The organism is Nocardioides silvaticus (genome assembly GCF_003160695.1).
GTDB classification, from domain to species: domain Bacteria; phylum Actinomycetota; class Actinomycetes; order Propionibacteriales; family Nocardioidaceae; genus Nocardioides; species Nocardioides silvaticus.
The window spans coordinates 452,589-471,956 of record NZ_QGDD01000001.1 but is presented as its reverse complement, the minus strand read 5'-3'; the positions used below and the strand labels follow the sequence as shown (position 1 = coordinate 471,956).

The 19,368-nt window shown below is 72.6% G+C and carries 16 protein-coding genes; 11 read left to right on the top strand and 5 right to left on the bottom strand.

The window, feature by feature from the left end; translation table 11 throughout:
* The first annotated feature begins 99 nt into the window (after positions 1-99).
* The 3 genes from DJ010_RS02120 to DJ010_RS02110 all read left to right on the top strand — a co-directional run bounded on the left by DJ010_RS02120 (position 100) and on the right by DJ010_RS02110 (position 4,434).
* The gene (locus tag DJ010_RS02120; RefSeq protein WP_170124600.1) at positions 100-1,017 is read left to right on the top strand and encodes an ABC transporter permease; all 918 of its coding nucleotides are present in this window, start codon (positions 100-102) and stop codon (positions 1,015-1,017) included.
* 1 nt (position 1,018) lies between these two features.
* On the top strand, positions 1,019-1,789 hold the full coding sequence (locus DJ010_RS02115; RefSeq protein ID WP_109691960.1) for an ABC transporter ATP-binding protein: 771 nt from the start codon (positions 1,019-1,021) through the stop codon (positions 1,787-1,789).
* A gap of 557 nt (positions 1,790-2,346) precedes the next feature.
* A complete protein-coding gene (locus tag DJ010_RS02110) occupies positions 2,347-4,434 on the top strand; it encodes an FG-GAP-like repeat-containing protein (protein WP_109691959.1) in 2,088 nt (695 codons plus the stop codon).
* Between the two features lie 29 nt (positions 4,435-4,463).
* On the opposite strand, the gene DJ010_RS02105 is transcribed toward DJ010_RS02110, so the two are convergent.
* A complete protein-coding gene (locus DJ010_RS02105) occupies positions 4,464-5,186 on the bottom strand; it encodes a TIGR03089 family protein (protein ID WP_109691958.1) in 723 nt (240 codons plus the stop codon).
* Between the two features lie 97 nt (positions 5,187-5,283).
* Here DJ010_RS02105 and DJ010_RS02100 point away from each other — a divergent pair, with 97 nt between their 5' ends.
* A complete protein-coding gene (locus tag DJ010_RS02100) occupies positions 5,284-6,378 on the top strand; it encodes a mannose-1-phosphate guanylyltransferase (protein ID WP_109691957.1) in 1,095 nt (364 codons plus the stop codon).
* A gap of 1,394 nt (positions 6,379-7,772) precedes the next feature.
* Here the strand turns inward: DJ010_RS02100 and DJ010_RS02095 are convergent.
* From DJ010_RS02095 to cofD, 3 genes are read right to left on the bottom strand one after another with little or no spacing between them, the layout of a single operon-like run.
* A complete protein-coding gene (locus tag DJ010_RS02095; RefSeq protein WP_109691956.1) occupies positions 7,773-8,537 on the bottom strand; it encodes a DUF3105 domain-containing protein in 765 nt (254 codons plus the stop codon).
* A gap of 53 nt (positions 8,538-8,590) precedes the next feature.
* Positions 8,591-9,529 carry a coenzyme F420-0:L-glutamate ligase gene (locus DJ010_RS02090; protein ID WP_109691955.1) on the bottom strand — a complete coding sequence of 313 codons (939 nt, stop codon included), beginning with the start codon at positions 9,527-9,529 and terminating at the stop codon, positions 8,591-8,593.
* The gene (gene cofD, locus DJ010_RS02085) at positions 9,529-10,551 is read right to left on the bottom strand and encodes a 2-phospho-L-lactate transferase (RefSeq protein ID WP_109691954.1); all 1,023 of its coding nucleotides are present in this window, start codon (positions 10,549-10,551) and stop codon (positions 9,529-9,531) included. Before cofD ends, DJ010_RS02090 begins: the two co-directional genes overlap by 1 nt.
* A 211-nt stretch (positions 10,552-10,762) precedes the next feature.
* On the opposite strand from cofD, the gene DJ010_RS02080 reads away from it, so the two are divergent.
* The 3 genes from DJ010_RS02080 to DJ010_RS02070 all read left to right on the top strand — a co-directional run bounded on the left by DJ010_RS02080 (position 10,763) and on the right by DJ010_RS02070 (position 15,472).
* Complete coding sequence (locus tag DJ010_RS02080; RefSeq protein WP_109691953.1) at positions 10,763-11,020, top strand: WhiB family transcriptional regulator; 258 nt, start codon at positions 10,763-10,765, stop codon at positions 11,018-11,020.
* 109 nt (positions 11,021-11,129) lie between these two features.
* Positions 11,130-14,018, top strand: a complete 2,889-nt coding sequence (locus DJ010_RS02075; RefSeq protein ID WP_109691952.1) for a glycosyltransferase — start codon at positions 11,130-11,132, stop codon at positions 14,016-14,018.
* A complete protein-coding gene (locus DJ010_RS02070; RefSeq protein WP_109691951.1) occupies positions 14,015-15,472 on the top strand; it encodes a DUF5719 family protein in 1,458 nt (485 codons plus the stop codon). Before DJ010_RS02075 ends, DJ010_RS02070 begins: the two co-directional genes overlap by 4 nt.
* 353 nt (positions 15,473-15,825) lie before the next feature.
* Here DJ010_RS02070 and DJ010_RS02065 read toward each other — a convergent pair whose 3' ends face one another.
* Entirely contained in the window at positions 15,826-16,284 is a 459-nt protein-coding gene (locus tag DJ010_RS02065) for a metallopeptidase family protein (protein WP_109691950.1), read from the bottom strand.
* A 51-nt stretch (positions 16,285-16,335) separates the two neighbouring features.
* Between DJ010_RS02065 and DJ010_RS02060 the strand changes: the two genes are divergently transcribed.
* From DJ010_RS02060 to DJ010_RS02045, 4 genes are read left to right on the top strand one after another with little or no spacing between them, the layout of a single operon-like run.
* Positions 16,336-16,704 carry a DUF3499 domain-containing protein gene (locus tag DJ010_RS02060; RefSeq protein WP_109691949.1) on the top strand — a complete coding sequence of 123 codons (369 nt, stop codon included), beginning with the start codon at positions 16,336-16,338 and terminating at the stop codon, positions 16,702-16,704.
* A gap of 35 nt (positions 16,705-16,739) precedes the next feature.
* Positions 16,740-18,116 carry a phosphomannomutase/phosphoglucomutase gene (locus tag DJ010_RS02055; protein ID WP_109691948.1) on the top strand — a complete coding sequence of 459 codons (1,377 nt, stop codon included), beginning with the start codon at positions 16,740-16,742 and terminating at the stop codon, positions 18,114-18,116.
* On the top strand, positions 18,113-18,298 hold the full coding sequence (locus tag DJ010_RS02050; RefSeq protein WP_245927139.1) for a Trm112 family protein: 186 nt from the start codon (positions 18,113-18,115) through the stop codon (positions 18,296-18,298). Before DJ010_RS02055 ends, DJ010_RS02050 begins: the two co-directional genes overlap by 4 nt.
* A gap of 16 nt (positions 18,299-18,314) precedes the next feature.
* Positions 18,315-19,340 carry an SIS domain-containing protein gene (locus tag DJ010_RS02045; protein WP_109691947.1) on the top strand — a complete coding sequence of 342 codons (1,026 nt, stop codon included), beginning with the start codon at positions 18,315-18,317 and terminating at the stop codon, positions 19,338-19,340.
* Positions 19,341-19,368 lie beyond the last annotated feature (28 nt).

Below are 19,368 nucleotides of genomic sequence, written 5' to 3'. Positions count from 1 at the left end.
AGCCGCGACCGTCGGGCTTCCCCGGAGGCGCCACCGACGGTCGCCGCGCCTGCGCCTGCTCCTGCTCCTGCTCCTGCGCCCGCCGAGGACTACCCGACCGTGGAGCGGCCGGCGGTCGCCGCGGAGCCGGTCGCCGTCGCGGCGCACCGGGACCTTTCCGGCGTACCGCTGACCCCGCCGACGGCCGGCAACGGCCTGCACGCCGTCTTCAAGAAGCGCTACCTGCTCAAGCTGCTGGTCAAGCGCGAGCTGAGCGCGCGCTACCAGGGCTCGTTCCTCGGGCTGCTGTGGTCCTACATCGGGCCGCTGTGCCAGTTCTTCGTCTACTGGTTCGTGATCGGGACGATCCTCGGGCTGCACGACAACGTGCCGAACTTCGGCGTCCACATCTTCTGCGGGCTGGTCGTCGTGCACTTCTTCACCGAGACCTTCGGCGCCGGTACCCGGTCGATCGTGCGCAACAAGTCGATCGTCGTGAAGCTGCCGATGCCACGGGAGATGTTCCCGGTGGCGTCGATGCTGGTCTCGCTGTTCCACGTGTTCCCGCAGCTGGTGATCCTGACGATCGCCTGCCTGGCCTACGGCTGGACCCCGGACTTCGTCGGGATGGTCGCGCTGCTGCTCGGCCTTCTCATCGCGATGCTGCTCGGCACCGCCGGCGCGCTGCTCTTCAGCGCGGCCAACGTGTTCTTCCGCGACTTCAGCAGCCTGGTGAGCATCATCCAGATGTTCATCCGGTTCAGCGTCCCGATGATCTACCCGTTCAGCTTCGTCGACGACCGGTTCGGCGCGGCGGCCAGCTACTACCTGTTCAACCCGCTCGCGGACTGCGTCCTGCTCGTCCAGCGGGCCTTCTGGGTCGGTTCGACCCCGCACCCCGACGAGGTCGCGAAGACCGACCTCCCACCCGACCTGCTGATCTGGGGCCTGGCCATGACCGGCGCCGGGCTCGTCCTGCTCGCGATCGGTCAGCTGGTGTTCAGCCGGCTCGAGGCGAAGATCCCGGAGCGGCTCTGACATGACCACGTCGATCGTGCTCGAGGACGTCACCAAGACGTTCAAGCTGCGCTACCACCGCACCATCAAGCAGGTGTCGTTCGCGAAGATGCGCGGCCAGGAGACCAGCAGCGTCTTCAAGGCCGTGGACGAGGTCTCGTTCAAGGTCGAGCAGGGCGAGGCGATCGGCCTGATGGGCCTCAACGGCTCCGGCAAGAGCACGTTGCTGAAGATGATCAGCGGCGTCATGAAGCCCGATGCGGGCCAGGTGTTGACCCGTGGCCGGATCGCCGGCCTGATCGCCACCGGCGCCGGCTTCCACCCCCAGCTCACCGGCCGCGAGAACCTCTACCTCAACGCCGCCATCCTCGGGATGAGCGAGCGCGAGACCAACCGCAAGTTCGACGAGATCGTCGAGTTCGCCGGCCTCGGCCACCGCCTCGACACCCAGGTCGGCCACTACTCCTCGGGCCAGAACGCCCGCCTCGGCTTCGCCATCGCGGTCCACGTCGACTCCGACATCTTCCTCGCCGACGAGGCGCTCGCCGTCGGCGACAAGCCGTTCAAGCGCAAGTGCCTCGCCAAGATGCGCGAGATCCGCGAGAGCGGCCGCACGATCTTCTACGTCAGCCACGCCGCCGGCCAGGTGCGCCGGATGTGCGACCGGGTCATCGTCCTCCAGGACGGCCGGCTCGCCTTCGACGGGGGAGTCGAGGAGGGCATCCACTTCCTCCACTACGACGGCGACGACGAGGAAGAGCTCGCGGACGAGGAGACCGGCGACGACATCTGAGCTTGATTGCGCGAGCGTGTCGCAGATCGTGCCGCACCGCACGGGCGCTCGCTTCGCTCGGCCCGCGGGCGCCGCACGATGCGGCTTCGCCGCTGTGCGACACGCTGCCGCGCCGCAGTTGTCGTAGCTCTTGGTGACGGCTGCTTGGCGGCGAGACGCGGAGTCGGCACGGGCTCTGCCCGCGCCGCCGCATGCGCGCCGCCAGAACCGTTCGGGTGTGGTTCTGAGTTGATTGCGGAGGATCTGATCAACCTGCTTGATGCATTCCTCCGCAATGATCTCCGAGACGACCTGGAGGTCGAACGCGACGCCCGACCCGCCGCCCTCCTCGCTCGTCCAAAGCCCTTTCGGTCGCAACCCCAACCCGCCCGCGCCCGCGCCGATCAACCCGGGAACATTGCCCCGCGACCGGACTTGACAAATCTTGGGTGCCCCGGCGTGTCGGCTGGTAATTACAACTTTGTAGTTACTCAGAACCTCTTCCGCGTGCCTGTGACGCATGTGAAAGTTGCTACCCGTGTGACTCCTTCCTCGCACACGACTGGAGCGAATTCACGATGCTTGCGAGCCCGAACGAGAGCGGCGACGCCCGACGGAGCCGGTACGTCACGGTTTGCCAGCAGCTGCTGGCGCTGGCGTTGGTGCTGGCCGCGCTGACGCCGGCGGCGCAGACGATCACGATGGACGTCCGGCCGGTCTCGCCGAGCGCCGGCGAGCACGCCGGGACCCGGCTGCACGAGGCGGCGGCGACGGTGCCGACGGCGCCGGTCGACCCGGAGGTCGAGGAGTACAGCCTCACCGCGCCGCAGGGGGCGCGACTGGCGCCGGGTGCGCTGCGCGCGAGCAGCCGTCGTACGACGGCCGGTGGCCAGCAGCTCACCAGCGACGCCGTCCCGGTCGACGGGTACGGCGCCATCGGGGTGACCTGGCAGCACGGGGCGGAGCTCGAGCACGACGCGATCACCGTGACGGCGCGGACCTACGACGACGGCGCCTGGTCGGGCTGGACCGACGTGGAGTACCACGACGAGCACGGCCCCGACCCCGGCAGCGACGAGGCGCTCCGGGCCCGGCCCGGCACCGAGGCGCTGCTGGTCGGAGACGTCGACGAGGTGCAGGTGCGGATCGCGACCGAGGCGGCTGCACCGGCGGACATGAAGCTGGCGGTGGTCGACCCGGGCGAGGCGCGGACCACCACCCGTGAGAAGCCCGCGATCGACACCAGCACTCTCGACACCGACGAGAACGCCGGTGTGATCGAGAGCAGCGAGGGCGACCTGACCCAGCGCGCTGCGGTCACGGCCACGAAGCCGAAGATCTTCTCCCGCGCCCAGTGGGGTGCCGACGAGAGCATCCGCGACAAGGGGTCGCTGCACTACTACGAGGTGCACGCTGGCTTCGTGCACCACACGGTCAACGCCAACGACTACACGCGCGCCCAGGTGCCGTCGATCATCCGCGGCATCTACGCCTACCACGTGCGGTCGCGCGGGTGGAGCGACGTCGGCTACAACTTCCTGGTCGACCGGTTCGGCCGGATCTGGGAGGGCCGGGCGGGCGGCGTCGACCGACCGGTCGTCGGCGCTCACACCCTCGGCTACAACGACAACGCGTTCGCGGCCTCGGCGATCGGCAACTTCGAGACCGCGCGGCCGTCGAAGGCGATGATCAAGGCCTACGGTCGGCTGTTCGCCTGGAAGCTCTCCTTGCACGGGGTGAGCGCGAACGACGCGAAGCAGTACGTCAGCTCGCGCAACTTCAAGGCGATCAACGGGCACCGCGACGCAGGCTCCACGGCCTGCCCGGGCATCAACCTCTACAACAAGATCGGGCGGATCCGGACGCTGGCGACCGAAGCCCAGCAGGGGTGGAGGGGCCGCGAGCTCGAGTCGAGCCTGATCGGCAACGCCCGGCCCGACCTGGTGCTGCGCCGCGCCTCGGACGGAAAGGTGTTCCTCCGCCAGATCGTCCCGGCCAAGGACGGCAGCGGCTACCGGCTCGGCAAGAAGGTCGCGACCAACTTGGTGCTGCCCGACGCAGGCATGATCCTCAAGGCCGGCGACTGGAACCTCGACGGCTACGGCGACCTGATCGCGAAGCAGGGCGGGGACCTGTGGCTGTACGCCGGCCAGGGCCGCGGCAAGTTCGCCGCGCCCACGCGGCTCGCCACCGGCTTCGGCCAGGTCGCGAAGCTCGCCGCGGTCGGCGACTTCACCGGCGACGGCAAGCCCGACCTGATGGGCCAGCCGAAGGGCGGGTCGATGCGGATCTACCCGGGCAACGGGGCTTCGGGGCTGAAGGCGTCCTACGCGGCGTACTCGCCGATCAAGGGCACCAAGCAGATCCCGGCCGGACGCTGGGACGGCGACGGTGCACCGGACACGTTCGTCCGCACGCGGTCGGCGCTGACGCTGTACCTCGGCAACGGGCCGGGCGGGCTCACCACCAAGAAGTCGATGTCGCTGGCGATCGGCTCCTACAACTGGCTGCTCGGCGTCAGCGACGTCGACCTGACCGGCCACGGCGACCTGGTCGCCCGGACGAGGAGGACCGGCGAGCTGTGGGTGATCCCGGGGACGACCTCCGGGTTCAAGGCGCCGGTCTCGATCGCCGGCAGCGGGGCGGAGTACGACCTGGTCGGCTGAGGCCGACGGAGGAGAGGAGCGCCTGGTGCTCAGGCGGGGAAGCGGGCAGTGGTGTGCTCGGAGGCGGCGATCGCCTCGAGCCGCTCCGGCTCGGCCCGGGTCACCAGGACGAGTGAGCCGCCCTTGAGGAGCGGCTCCGCGAAGGTCGCGGGTCCCGGTGGGGAAGCCGGGTCCGCGGCCACCAGGAGGCGGCCGCCGTCGCCGACGAGGATCCCGGCGGCGGCCGCCTCCCACAGCTCCGCCTGGGTGGCGCTGCCCTCGCCCAGCTCGACCGCCGGGTCGTCGGCGGTCGGCGGGTCCCACGGCGCGAACGCGTCCGGCTGGGACCAGATCTCGATGCCGACGTCGTGCACGCCCGGCGGCACCGGCTCGGCGAAGCGCACGCCGAGGGGCCGCAGCGCGCTCGCGAGCACGACGCGCTGGGTCGCCTCGCTCGCCCAGCGGTCCAGGCTCTCCGGGCCGCACACGACCGCGGCCGGATCGTCGGCGTCGGTGACGAGCAGGCCCGCGCTCCACGCGGCGCCGAGGAAGACCGGGACCAGCCAGTGCGGTGGCAGGTCGATGCGCAGGGTGTCGCCCCGTTCGAGGCCGAGCTCGTCGACGAGGAGCGACCCGGCCTTGGCGACCCAGTTGGCGTAGGTCGTCACCGACAGCTCGACCCGCTCGCCCGTGGCGTCGTCGTAGAACGTCAGGAGCGGCCGCCCGGGGTCGCGCTTCAGGCGGTCGGCGAGCACGGCGGCGAACGTCAGCACGGTGCCGAGGATAGGAGGCGGTACCGCGCGCGCCCGTTCGGGCTCGCCTGATCTAGGGTGGCCGGGTCCGCGTTTCCAACACTGTGGGGGTCATGACGTGGTGGGCAGCGCGATCGAGGCGTTCTGGGCGGTGGTGCCCGCCGGAGGAGCCGGCACCCGGCTGTGGCCGCTGTCGCGCTCGTCGTCGCCGAAGTTCCTCCACGACCTCACCGGCGAAGGCCGCAGCCTGCTGGAGCAGACCCACGACCGGCTGACGCCGCTGGTCGAGGAACGGTTCCTCGTGGTGACCGGCCGCGTGCACGAGGAGGCCGTGCGTGGGCAGCTGACCGCGCTCGGCCAGGACGCGGTGCTCGCCGAGCCGACCCCGCGGGACTCGATGGCGGCGATCGGCCTCGCGGCCGCGGTGCTGGAGCGCCGGGCGGAGGAGGCCGGCGAGGACGTCGTGATGGGGTCCTTCGCCGCCGACCACGTGATCTCCGACCCGGCCGGGTTCCACCGGACGGTCGAGCACGCCGTCGCCGCCGCGCGGGACGACTGGCTGGTGACGATCGGGATTCGGCCGACGTTCCCGAGCTCGGCGTTCGGCTACATCCGTCAGGGCGACGGCCTGGACGGGCACGCCGAGGCCCGCGTCGTCGACGCGTTCGTCGAGAAACCCGCGGTGAGCGTCGCCGAGGAGTACCTCGCGACCGGGCTCTACCGCTGGAACGCCGGGATGTTCGTCGTCCGGCCGCGGGTCCTGCTCGACCTGCTCGCCGAGCAGAACCCCGACTTCGCCGCGTCGCTGCGCGCCATCGCGGCTGCTCCCGAGCGGCTCGAGGAGCTGTGGCCGAGCCTGCCGAAGATCGCGATCGACCACGCGGTGGCCGAGCCCGCTGCCGCCGCCGGTCGGGTCGCGACCGTACCGGGCAACTTCAGCTGGGACGACGTCGGCGACTTCGACTCCCTCACCGGTCTGCTCGGCGACGCCGAGAAGTGCAACGTGCTCGGCGACTCCGGCCTGGTGCTGTCGCAGGAGTCGACCGGGCTGGTGGTGCCCGCCTCCGGCCGGGTCATCGCCGTCATCGGCCTCGATGACGTCGTCGTCGTCGACACCCCCGACGGTCTGCTCGTCACCTCACGCGAGCGCGCGCAGGACGTGAAGGCGGTCGTCGCCGCGTTGAAGGACCAGGGCCGGCCGGAGCTGACCTGAGCCGACCCGAGCTTTCGGCTCACCGGATCTCGATACGCCGTACTGCGGCTTCGTGCCTGCGGGCACGGACAGTTGCGGCGCAATTCCCGTCGGTCGTCGAGTAGCCGTCGTGAGGAACGAGCGGCGGTGTATCGAGACGCAGCGAGTGACGCGCTTGCGGCGGGCGCGGATGGTTGCTGCGTCTCGATACGGCCTCGCCTGGCGGCTCGGCCTACTCGACGACCGGGGGCGCTGGCACCGGTCGACGTATCGAGATGCAGTTCCCGTCGGTCGTCGAGTAGCCGTCGTGAGGAACGAGCGGCGGTGTATCGAGACGCAGCGAGTGACGCGCTTGCGGCGGGCGCGGACGGTTGCGGCGTCTCGATACGGCCTCGCCTGGCGGCTCGGCCTACTCGACGACCGGGGGCGCTGGCGCCGGTCGGCGTATCGAGATGCAGTTCCCGTCGGTCGTCGAGTTGCCGTCGTGAGGAACGAGCGGCGGCGTATCGAGACGCAGCGAGTGGCACGCTTGCGGCGGGCGCGGACGGTTGCTGCGTCTCGATACGGCCTCGCCTGGCGGCTCGGCCTACTCGACGACCGGGGGCGCTGGCGCCGGTCGGCGTATCGAGATGCAGTTCCCGTCGGTCGTCGAGTAGTCGTCGCGAGGAACGAGCGGCGGCGTATCGAGACGCAGCGAGTGACGCGCTTGCGGCGGGCGCGGACGGTTGCGGCGTCTCGATACGGCCTCGCCTGGCGGCTCGGCCTACTCGACGACCGGAGGGTGCCGGCGCCGGTCGGGGTATCGAGTCGGAGTTCCCGTCGGTCGTCGAGTAGTCGTCGCGAGGAACGAGCGACGGTGTATCGAGACGCAGCGAGTGACGCGCTTGCGGCGGGCGCGGACGGTTGCTGCGTCTCGATACGGCCTCGCCTGGCGGCTCGGCCTACTCGACGACCGGAGGGTGCCGGCACCGGTCGGGGTATCGAGTCGGAGTTCCCGTCGGTCGTCGAGTAGTCGTCGCGAGGAACGAGCGACGGTGTATCGAGACGCAGCGAGTGACGCGCTTGCGGCGGGCGCGGACGGTTGCGGCGTCTCGATACGGCCTCGCCTGGCGGCTCGGCCTACTCGACGACCGGGGGCGCCCGGCGCCGGTCGGGGTATCGAGTCGGAGTTCCCGTCGGTCGTCGAGTAGCCGTCGTGAGGAACGAGCGACGGTGTATCGAGACGCAGCGAGCTGGCACGCTTGCGGCGGGCGCGGACGGTTGCGGCGTCTCGATACGGCCTCGCCTGGCGGCTCGGGCCTCCTCGACGACCGGCGGGCGAGGCCTCCTCGACGACCGGCGGGGTCGGGCCTGCTCGACGACCGAGGTCAGCCGCGGCGGCTACTCGATCTTCGCGGCCGACGGCGACCTGGTCGTCACTGTCCGACGTAGCCGCCGATCGGCTCGGGGGCGTCGTAGTAGGGGTAGTCCTTCATGAACTGCTCGAGCGCCTCACCGCTGGGCTCGGAGCAGTACTGCCAGACGCCCTCGGAGTCGCCGGTGGTCGGGTCGGAGCTCCAGTGGGTGAAGGCGATGTGCTGGCCGTCGGGGAAGTCCCCGCCGTCCTCGCTCGTCCAGGGGGCGGCGATGAACGACAGCCGGTTGTTGGTGTCGCTGTCGTTCAGGCGGTCGGCGATGGCCTTGATCTCGCCGATGGTCGCGCCGTCGTCGGCGGCGGTCTCGTCGTACCAGAGGATCGTGAAGCCGTGCTCGAGGTTGTGCACCAGCGCCTCGAGCTCGGGGCGGGAGTCCTTGGTGTAGTAGCGCTTCTCGATCGACACGGGAGCGACGCCGCCCTCGTTCCAGTGCGGGCCGAAGGCGACCGGGGCGTCGTCGTACTCGATCTGCTCGCCGGTGGGCCGGTGGTCGTTGCTGCCGTTGGCCTTCTTGGTGGTCACGTCCTGGCACACCGAGGCGGAGGCGCCGATCTCGTCGAGCGGCTTGCCGTTGTACTTGATCTGCTCCCACTGCGGCTTGAAGACGTAGAGGTACGCGGGGATGCCGACGATGACCAGGCCGACGGCGATCGCCGCGCCGACGATGGCGCGTCCCTGACGCTGCTCGGCGCTCTTCTGCTTGCGCCGGATGTCGTCGATGACCTTCTGGCGATCAGACTTCTCTGACTTGGTGGTCTTGGCCACGGTGCGGCTTACCTCGGTGTCGTGGGACGGTGCGGGGGCGAATCGCGGTGAGTCTACGGACTCGACGGCCGCAACCGCAGATCGGTGCCGTCGGGCGCGTGCTCGACGCCCCAGCCGTGGGCGAAGGCGACGGCGGCCACGGCGTCCTCGCGCGCCGTCGTGCAGCGCAGTCCGCCGGCTTCGGCGACGGCCGCCACGCCGCACCGCCGCAGCGCCTCGACCAGCTCGTCGGCAGCCACCGGAGCACCGAACGCGACCGCGTCCGCCGGGTCCCGGGTCACGGCGCGGAGCACGGCCTCGCGCGCGCCGTACCCGAACAGGTCGCCACCGTCCGCCCTGATCAGCGACCGCGCTCCCGGGCCGTCCTCGCCCGGCGGCAGCACCAGGTCGGAGCGCCCGCGGACCACCGCGAACGGGCGGGCGCCCAGCTTTCCCTGCGCGAGCTCGGCGACCGACGCGATCTCGTCGGCCACCGCGGGCGCGGTCACGGCGAGCTCGTTGCCGTGCTGGTCGAGGCGGCCGGCGAACGACTCGAGGACGATCAGGCCCGCCGCGCCGATCGCGATGTCGGTCTGGCCCTCACGCCAGGCGCGGCCGGCGGTGTCGGTGACGATGACGCCGACGTTGACGCCGGCGCGCTCGGCGACCGCGGCGCGCAGCCGGGCGGCAGAGGCGTCCGGGTCGAGCGGCAGCAGCACGACGGACCCGGCCGTCACGTTCGAGGCGTCCACCCCGGCCGCGGCCATCGTCAGCCCGAGCCGGTTGCGCACGATCCGTGTCGGTCCGCGGCGCGCGACCAGCCGCTCGGTCTCGGCGGTGATCCACTCCTCGCGGTCGCCCTCGACCACGCGGCCCTCGACCTTGCTCACGACCTTGCTGGTCACGACCACGACGTCACCGTCGGCGAGGTCGACCAGCGGCAGCAGCAGGTCGGCCAGCTCGTCGCCCGCCCGCACCTCCGGCACGCCGTCGGGCGCGGTGACGGTGAGCATCAGCCGGCGACCAGGCCGATCGCCGCCGCGGCCATCGCCGCGGTGGCGTCGTGGTCGATCATCATCAGCGGTACGGCGGCGCAGCGGATCCCCGCCTGCTCGAGGCCCGCGACCTGGTCGGCGTCGCGCTCGTCGACCAGCCAGCCGTCGAGCAGCCCGGCTGCACCAGCCGCGCTGCGGGCGCCGTAGTGCCGGCCGACGCCACCGGCGCTCACCTCGACCCCGATGGACGCGAGCATCTGCTCGGCCATGCCGCGCACGTGGGCACCGCCGACGATGGGGGAGATGCCGACGACGGGGGCGTCGGTGCGGCGGATCGCGTCGCGCAGGCCGGGCACGCCGAGGATGGTGCCGACCGAGACCACCGGGTTGGACGGCGGCAGCAGCACCAGGTCGGCCCCGGCGATCGCGTCGAGCACGCCGGGTGCGGGGGACGAGTCGTCGAGCCCGACGAAGACCAGGGTCTCGGCCGGCACCTCGGCGCGCAGCCGCACCCAGTACTCCTGGAAGTGGACGACACGCTTGCCGCTCGGCGAGTCGGCGTCGCTGATCGCGACGTGCGTCTCGACCCGGTCGTCGGTCATCGGCAACAGCCGCACCCGGTCGCCCCAGACCGGCGTGAGCCACCGCCGGCAGAGCGCCTCGGTCACCTTCGACAGCGAGTAGCCGGCGTCGATCAGCTGAGTGCGGACCAGGTGGGTCGCGATGTCGCGGTCGCCGAGGCCGAACCAGGTGGGCTCGACGCCGTACGCCGCGAGCTCCTCCTTCGCGCTCCAGGTCTCGTCCCGCCGTCCCCAGCCGCGGTCGAGGTCGATGCCGTCGCCGAGCGTGTACATCACGGTGTCGAGGTCGGGGCAGACCTTGAGCCCGTGGATCCACCAGTCGTCGGCGGTGTTGGCGACGACGGTGACCTCGGCGTCGGCGTCCACGCCGGGCAGCGAGCCCGCCGTGATCCCGTGCAGCAGGCCTTGGAGGAACCGCGCTCCGCCCATGCCACCGGACAGCACCGTCAGCTTCTTCATGGGCGCAACTCTGCCCCGTGCGGCGCCCCGACCCCGCGCCGGGGCGTTCGCTCCCGCGTGATAACGCACCGCGTATAGCAGACTGAGGCTTGACTATGTGGGTATGACATGCGTGTAATTCCACTAGTGTCGTTAAAGACACAAGTGGGGTCGAAGGAACAGCAGCACCAAGGCAGGACCACGCAGTACCAATGGGGTTAGGGGCAGCACGGTGAGAGAACTATTCCTGGTCGAGGATGTGGACACCGAGGACCTGGGCTGGCAGGAGCGTGCGCTCTGCGCACAGACGGACCCGGAGGCCTTCTTCCCGGAGAAGGGCGGGTCGACGCGGGAGGCCAAGAAGGTCTGCCAGACCTGCGAGGTCCGGGTCGAGTGCCTCGAGGCGGCGTTGATGAACGACGAGCGCTTCGGCATCTGGGGCGGACTGTCCGAGCGCGAGCGGCGGAAGCTGAAGAAGCGAGCGGTCTGAACTGAATTGCGCGAGCGTGTCGCCGTCGAGGTAGGAGCGACGAACCGCTGGTGGGCGGCGAAGGGCGGGCATTCGGAGTGATGCCGGAGCGTCGGTAGGCTCGCTCCCCGTGTCCGACGTCTCCGTGGTGCTCGTCAGCCACGACGGGGCGTCGTGGTTGCCGGCGGTGCTCGAGGGCATTCGCGCGCAGACCAGCAGGGTGTCCGGCGTGATCGCCGTCGACACCGGCAGCAAGGACGGCAGTGCCGACCTGGTCGAGGCCGCGCTCGCTGCCGAGCCGGCGATCCCGGGGGCGGTGCTGCGGGAGAGCGGGCGCACGTCGTACCCCCAGGCGGTCGCGCTCGCGCTGCGCACCCTGGCCGAGCACGGCATCGAGACCGAGTGGGTCTGGCTGCTGCACGACGACAGCAACCCCGCCCCGGACGCGCTCGAGGTCCTGCTCGCCGCCACCGCCGCGCGGCCGGACGCCGACTTCGTCGGCCCCAAGCTGCGCGAGTGGCCCTCGCTCAAGCGGCTGCTCGAGATCGGGGTGACGATCAGCGGCACCGGACGCCGGGAGACCGGCCTGGAGCGTGGCGAGTACGACCAGGGGCAGCACGACACCGTCCGTGAGGTGCTGGCGGTCAACAGCGCCGGTCTGCTGGCGCGCCGCGAGGCGCTCGAGGCGCTCGGGGGGTACGACGAGCACCTGCCGATGTTCGGCAACGACGTCGACCTCGGCTGGCGCGCGGCCGCCGCCGGCTACACGACGATCGTGGTGCCGCGCGCCGTGGTCTTCCACGCCGAGGCCGCGCACCGCGGCATCCGGCGCACCCCGCTGACCGGCCGGCACACCCACTACCAGGAGCGCCGCGCGGCACTCTTCACCCTGCTCGCCAACTGCCGCACCGCGGCGCTGCCGTTCCTCGCGCTCCGGCTGGCACTTGGCTCGCTGTTGCGGATGCTCGGCTTCCTCGTCGTCCGTTCGGTCGGCGAGGCGCTCGACGAGCTGGCCGCCGTGGTCTCGGTCTACAGCCGCCCGGGCCCGCTGCTGGCCGCGCGACGCGAGCGGCGTGCCCGCGGCCTCGACAAGGCCGACCACCAGCGGGTGCGACAGCTGCTCGCGCCCTGGTGGCTGCCCTACCGGCACGGGCTCGACTTCGTCAGCGACCTCGCGGCCGCCGCCACGAACCAGGCCGCCGATGTCGCCGAGCGGCGGCGGGCCGCGGCTGCCGAGCGCGACCCGTCGCCCCCGGTCGCGCGGCACCGGACCGACGACGACGAGGACTTCGAGGACACCGGGATCGTCGCTCGCTTCCTCACCAACCCGGCGGCCGTCGCGCTCACGGTCACGGCGATCGCGTTCGTGATCGGCGCCCGCGACGCCTTCGGCGCGGTCAGTGGCGGCGCGCTGTCGCCGGTGCCGCAGGCGGCCGCCGACTGGTGGCGCCTGCAGTACGAGAGCTGGCACCCGATCGGCCTCGGCAGCGCGGTGCCCGCGCCGCCGTACGTCCTGCCGCTCGCGGTGCTCGGCTCCGTCCTCGGCGCCGAGGGCGCGATGACGTTCCTGCTCGTGGCCGCGGCGCCGATCGCGCTGTTCGGTGCGTGGCGGTTCCTGCGGGTCGTCGGCCGCCTCGTCAGCAGGTACGGCGCTCCGCGCTGGCTGCTGGTGTGGGGGTCGGTCAGCTACGCGTTGGTGCCGCTCGTCTCCGGCGCCTGGGGCGCGGGACGGTGGGGCGTGGTCGTCGCGGCGGCCGTGCTGCCGTGGCTCGCCCATGCCGCGCTCGGGTTCGCCGAGCCGGAGGCGTCCCGGCGGTGGCGCGCGGGCTGGCGGGTCGGGCTCCTGCTCGCCGTCGTCACCGCGTTCGCCCCGGTCATGTGGTGGCTGTGCGCGGTGCTCGGCGCGGTCGTGCTCGCGATGGCGGCGCTGGTCGTCCGCGCGGCCGTCCGCGACCGTTCGGCCTGGGGCCCACCGGCGATCGCGCTCGGCGTGCCGGCGGTGCTGCTGGCGCCGTGGTGGCTGCCCGCGCTCCTCGAGGGAGCCGGCGGCGCGCTGTTCCTCGACGTCGGCCGCTGGCCGACCCCGACCACCGACGGCGTCGACCTGCTCCTCGGCCGCTTCGGTGACCTCGGTGCGCCGTGGTGGCTGGGCCTGGTCGTCCCGGTGCTGGCCGTGCTCGCGCTGCTGCCGCGAGCGACGCGGATCGGCGTCGTCCTGTGCTGGCTGGTCGCGGCCGTCGCTGCGCTCGTCGGCGTGCCGCTCGGCCTCGCCGTCGTCGACCTGACCGGGGCGGCCGAGCAGCAGCCGGGTCTCGGCCCGGTGCTCCTCGTGGTCCGCGCGGCGTGGATCACCGCGATCGTCCTGGGCGGGCTGGCGCTGACCGACCGGTCCCCGTCGCCGGTCGTGCTGCCGCGGGTCGCGCAGGGCGCGGCCGCGCTGGTCGGCCTTGTCGCCGCGGCGGTCCCGGTGGCGGGCCTGGTCTGGTTCGCCGGCTGGGGCGGCGACGAGCTGCAGTCCGACCCCGACAGCGACATCCCCGTCTACATGGCGCTGGAGTCCGAGGAGTCGCCCGAGAACGGGATCCTCGTGATCCGCGGCAGCGTCGCCACCGGGCTCACCTACGAGGTCGAGCGCGGCGCCGGCGCGACCCTGGGGGAGGACGAGATCGCCGCCCTGACCGCGGAGGACCCCGACGCCACCGCGCTCGTCGGCGAGCTGGCCACGACCCCGTCGCCGGAGGCCGTGGACGAGCTGGCTGAGCGCGGCATCCACTACATCGTGCAACCGGCGCCCGCCGACGGCGAGGTCGGCACCCGCCTCGACGCCACCGCCGGCCTGGTCGGCGCCAGTGCCGAGGACCGCTCGACCCGGGCCTGGCTCGTGATCCAGGAGCCACCCGCCGACGCGATCGAAGGTCCGCGGTCCTGGCTGCGCGTCGGGCTGCTCGTGGTGCAGGCGCTCGCGCTCCCGGTGATCGCGGTGCTCACCCTGCCGACGTTGCGGAGGGGGCGACCATGAGCGACGAGCAGACGCCGACCGCCGGCCGGCGCGCCGACCGGGGAGCCGCCTCCGCGCCGGGGCGGCGCGGCGTCGTACGACGGCGCCGGCTGGACGCGCTCGCCGCGCTCAGCCTGCTGCTCCCGGTGGTCGCCGGAGCCGCGTTCGCGGTCACCCGCGCCGACGACCCGGCGCCCGCACCGGACGTGCCGCCGACCTCGTCGCGGCTCACCGACGCCTCGCTGGTCTGCGCGTCGGCGGCGAGCCGGACCGCCGGTCCGGTCCGGCTCTCCCGGGTGCCGGGCCTGGAGGGCGGCAACGTCACCGTCCGCGTCGCCGGCCCCGACGCCACCCCGCTCCGCGAGCAGGGCCGGGTGCGGGTGCAGCCGGACCAGCTGACCTCGGTGACGACCGACGGCGACGTCGCCGTCACCGGCACCGACGCCGCCGCTCCCGGCCTGGTCGCCGGTCGCACCGGCGCCGCCCGCGCGGCCGCGGAGTGCCGGGCACCGACCTTCGACGAGTGGTACGTCGGCATCGGCGCGGCTGCCCGCCAGGCCTCGATCATCGAGCTCGTCAACCCCGATGAGGGACCGGCGGTCGTCGAGGTCGTGCTCTACGGACGCCACGGTCCGGAGCCCATCGACGAGCAGGACCTGCGCGGCATTCGAGTACCCGGCCACGAGGTGGTCCGGCTGGACCTGTCCCGGATGGCCCCGCGCCGCGGCACGCTGGCCGCCCACGTGACGGTCGTGCGCGGCCGGGTCACGACCACCGTGCGCCACACCTACGACCCGCTCGGGAGCAGCGCCCCTCGCATCGACTTCCTTCCCGCCCAGGCCGCCCCGCTGACCAGCAACCTGCTCCTCGGTGTGCCGGCGGAGGGTTCGGGTGTCGTGCACCTCTTCAACCCGGGCGCCGACGAGGCCCGAGCGACCGTGCGCGTGGTCTCGGGCTCGGCCGTGTTCACCCCGGCCGGCCTCGACGACGTCGTGGTCCCCGCCGGCAGCGTGCGCCAGGTGGAGCTGTCCCGGGTCCTGACAGAGCAGGCCGCCAAGGGCGCGCTCGGTCTCGAGGTCGTCTCCGCCGAGCCGCTGGTCGCCTCGGTCCGGCTGCTCGACGACGACCTCGGCCTGGTCGCCCCGTCGACCACGTTCGACGCTGACGAGCCGGTCGCCTCCGTCGTGCCGGAGGGCCCCAAGACCCTCGTGCTCGCCGGCGCCACCCGCTCCGGCACCGTGCGCGTCACCGCCATCGACGCCGACGGCGGGCGCCTGCTCGACGAGAAGCGGGTCGAGGTCGGCGCCGACCGCGGTCACAGCCTGAAGCTGCCCGACGAGGCGGTCCTCGTCGTCGTCGAGTCGGGCAACACCGCCATCGCCGGCACCGTGATGCTGACCGGCGACCGCCTCGGCGTGCTGCGGCTCCGGCCGGCCGAGGTGGACGCGGACATCCCGGACGTCCGGCCGGAGTAGGACGGTCTCGTTCGGGGTTGGTGGGGTGCCCGCGCGCTCAGCCGGTCGCGTCTCGGCGTCAACGATGCCTTCGGCCCCGCTTCGCGGCGGCCTTCGGCCGTCCTTGACCCCGAGCCTCGCGCGACCGGCTTGACGGCGCACGGGGCGGCGGGCTTCGCCGCGCCGCCCGCGCAAGCGCGGGCACCAGGGGCCGGCTGACCACTGTGCGTGGGATCGCAGTCACCTGGTGACTGCGATCGGACGGACTATGGCTCTGCGGTGCGATCTCGCGTCACCTGGTGACGCAGGATCCAACGCCAGCCGGTCGACTACGAGCGCGGCCGCCACACCGACCCCAGAACGAGATCGACCCTTCAGTCCAGGTCCTCCGGGTACCGCGCGTCCACCTGGGACGGCGGGATGCCGAGCAGCTCGGCCACCTGCTCGACGACGACGGTGAGGACCATCGCCTCGAGGTCGGCGCGGTCGTGGGCGCGGTGCTCGAGGGGACGCCGGAAGACGACCAGACGGGTGGGCGTCGTACCGGAGCCGCGGACCAGCGAGGAGAGGGGCACCGAGCCGGGCTCCCAGTCGTCCGGGACCTGGGGGGCGTCCTCGACGGCGTACTCGACGAGGCCGAGCCGGTCCGACCACCGGGCGTCGATGTCGGTGACGATGTCGAGGACCAGGTTGTCGAAGGACTCGCGCCGCGCGAACGGGCGTGGTGGTCGGCCGAAGTCGGGGTGGCCGAGGGCGGCCGGGCCGCGGATGCCGCGGCCGCGCCGGTCCCGGCGGGACCGCCGGGCGGTCGGCGCCGGTCGGGAGTCCTCCACGAGCCGCGAGCCTATCCGGCAGGTCGGCGATCAGGGGGTACCGTCTGCGGCGTGAGTCTCGCTCGGCGCTGTTCGCGCACCGCCTGCGCCCGCCCCGCGGTCGCCACGCTCACCTACGTCTACGCCGACCAGACCGCGGTGCTCGGCCCGCTGGCGACGTACGCCGAGCCGCACGCCTACGACCTGTGTGAGTTCCACAGCGACCGGCTCTCCGCACCGCGCGGCTGGGAGGTGCTGCGGCTGGCGCTCGACCAGACGGTGCCCGGCCCGACCGAGGACGACCTGCTGGCCCTGGCCGACGCCGTCCGTGAGGCCGCCCGGCCGCCGGCGACGACCGCGACCGCGGTCCTCGACGCCTCACAGGAGACCGGCCGCGAGGTCGCGCGCCGGGGCCACCTGCGGGTGCTCACGACCGACTGACCCACGCGCCCGGACCATCGACTAGGTTTGCGGCCATGTCGACGCTCTCGCCTGACAACGTCAACGCGGTGTTCAAGGCCTACGACGTCCGCGGGACCGTGCCGGACCAGCTCGACGAGGACCTGGCGCGCGCCACCGGTGCGGCGTACGTCGAGGTGCTCGGGGTGACGTCGCTGGTGATCGGCTACGACATGCGGCCGAGCTCGCCCGACCTCGCCGGTGCCTTCGCCGACGGCGCGACGGCCGCGGGTGCCGACGTCACGATGATCGGCCTGGCGTCGACCGACCAGCTCTACTTCGCCTCCGGCCACCTCGGGCTGCCGGGCGCCATGTTCACGGCGAGCCACAACCCGGCCCAGTACAACGGCATCAAGATGTGCCGCGCGCACGCTCAGCCGGTCGGGCTCGAGAGCGGCCTCGCGGAGATCCGGGACCTGGTGGCCTCCGGCTCGGCGGGACAGAAGGGCGCGGACCGGAGCGGGTCCATCTCCAGCCACGACGTGCTGCAGGCGTACGCCGCGCACCTGCTCTCGCTCGCCCCGGTCTCCGGCCGGAAGCTGAAGGTGGTCGTCGACGCCGGCAACGGCATGGCCGGCCACACCGCGCCGGCCGTCTTCGACCGGCTCGCCGACCAGGTCGAGCTGGTGCCGATGTACTTCGACCTCGACGGCACGTTCCCCAACCACGAGGCCAACCCGATCGACGAGACCAACCTGGCCGATCTCAAGCACCGGGTCGTGGCCGAGAAGGCCGACATCGGGCTCGCGTTCGACGGCGACGCCGACCGCTGCTTCCTCGTGGACGAGCGCGGCCGGGCCGTCTCCCCGTCGACGTTGACCGCCCTCATCGCGGCCCGCGAGCTCGCCAAGGAGCCGGGTGCCACGATCATCCACAACCTGATCACCAGCCGGGCAGTGCCGGAGATCGTCGAGGAGCTCGGCGGCAAGCCGGTGCGCACCCGTGTCGGCCACTCCTTCATCAAGGGGACGATGGCCGAGACCGACGCCGTCTTCGGCGGCGAGCACAGCGGCCACTTCTACTTCCGTGACTTCTGGCGTGCCGACTCCGGCATGCTCGCCGCGCTGCACGCGCTCGCGGCGCTGGCGGAGACCGACGGCACCCTGTCGGAGCTGCTCGCCGAGTACGAGCGCTACCCGATGAGCGGCGAGATCAACTCCGAGGTCGCCGACCAGGGCGCGGTGCTGGCCGAGCTCGAGACGACGTACGGCGCCCGCGACGGGGTCGAGGTCGACCACCTCGACGGTCTCAGCGTGACCAGCGCCGACTGGGCGTTCAACGTGCGTGCCTCCAACACCGAGCCGCTGCTGCGGCTCAACGCCGAGGGGAAGGACACCGAGACCATGGCTGCCATCCGCGACGAGGTCCTCAGCATCATCAGGAGCGGCAAGTGAGCGGCGCGGAGGTGTCGCCCGAGCTGCTCGCCATCATCGTCTGCCCCGCGTGCCACGGGGAGCTGGCGCTGACGGCCGGCGGCGACCGGTCCGAGCTGGTCTGCCAGGGCTGCGGACTGGCCTACCCCGTCCGTGACGGGATCCCCGTGCTCCTCGTCGACGAGGCGCGGTCCACCCGCTGAGAGCGAAGGCCGTTCGATGACCTGGTTCGACGAGTCCCGGCTCGACGACGAGATCGCGCTCGGCAGCGCCGACCTGCGGCTCCGCACGTTGGCCGAGTCCGGGTCGCGGGTACGACGCGAGGCCGGTGCCGCGACGGACGCGATCGCCGAGGCGGTCGCCCGGGCCTCCGACGCCCGTCCCCGCGCGGTGATCGCGGCGGGTCCCGACTCCCGGCTGCTCCGCGCGGTCCTCGAGCCCTGGTGCCCGGTGCCGTTCGTGGCCTGGCCGTCGGCGGGCCTGCCCGGCTGGGCCGGCAGCCTCGACCTGGTGGTGGTGCTCGCGCCCGACGGCTCCGACACCGGCACGGCATCGGCCGTCGCCGAGGCGGCGCGCCGCGGTTGCCAGGTGGTCGTCGCCTGCCCGGCCGAGTCCAGCGTCGCCGAGCACGCCGCGGGGCGGTACACCACGATCCTGCCCACGAGCACCGGCGACCAGCTCGCCACCGCGGTCGTCATGCTGTCCTTCCTCCACCAGATCGCGCTCGGGCCGTCCTGCGGTCCCGACTCCGTGGCCCACGCGCTCGACGAGGTCGCCATCGCGTGCTCCCCGCAGCGGGACATCTCGATCAATCCCGCCAAGATGCTCGCGATCTGCCTCGCCGACGCCGCGCCGCTGGTGTGGGGCGGGTCGGTGCTCGCGGCGCGCGCGGCGCGCCGGGTGGCAGAGTCGATCCGTCGTACGTCGGGACGCACCGCACTCGCCGGCGACGCCGAGCACCTGCTGCCCGTGATCGAGCTCGCGCGGCAGCGTGACGTCTTCGCCGACCCCTACGCCGACGGCAGCGGGGAGCGGCGGCCGGTGCTCATCGTCCTCGACGACGGCGCCGAGGACCCCGCCCTGCTGGAGCAGCGGGGCCGACTCGAGGACGCCGCCCGGACCCGCGAGGTCCGTGTGGAGACGGTCACGACCGACGCCGACGGCGAGGTGGCGCGGTACGCGTCGTTGCTGCTCAACGGCACCTATGCCGCCGAGTACCTCCGGCTCGGGCTCGTCGAGGATTGACAGACGATTCGGCTAGGCCGCCCCTGAA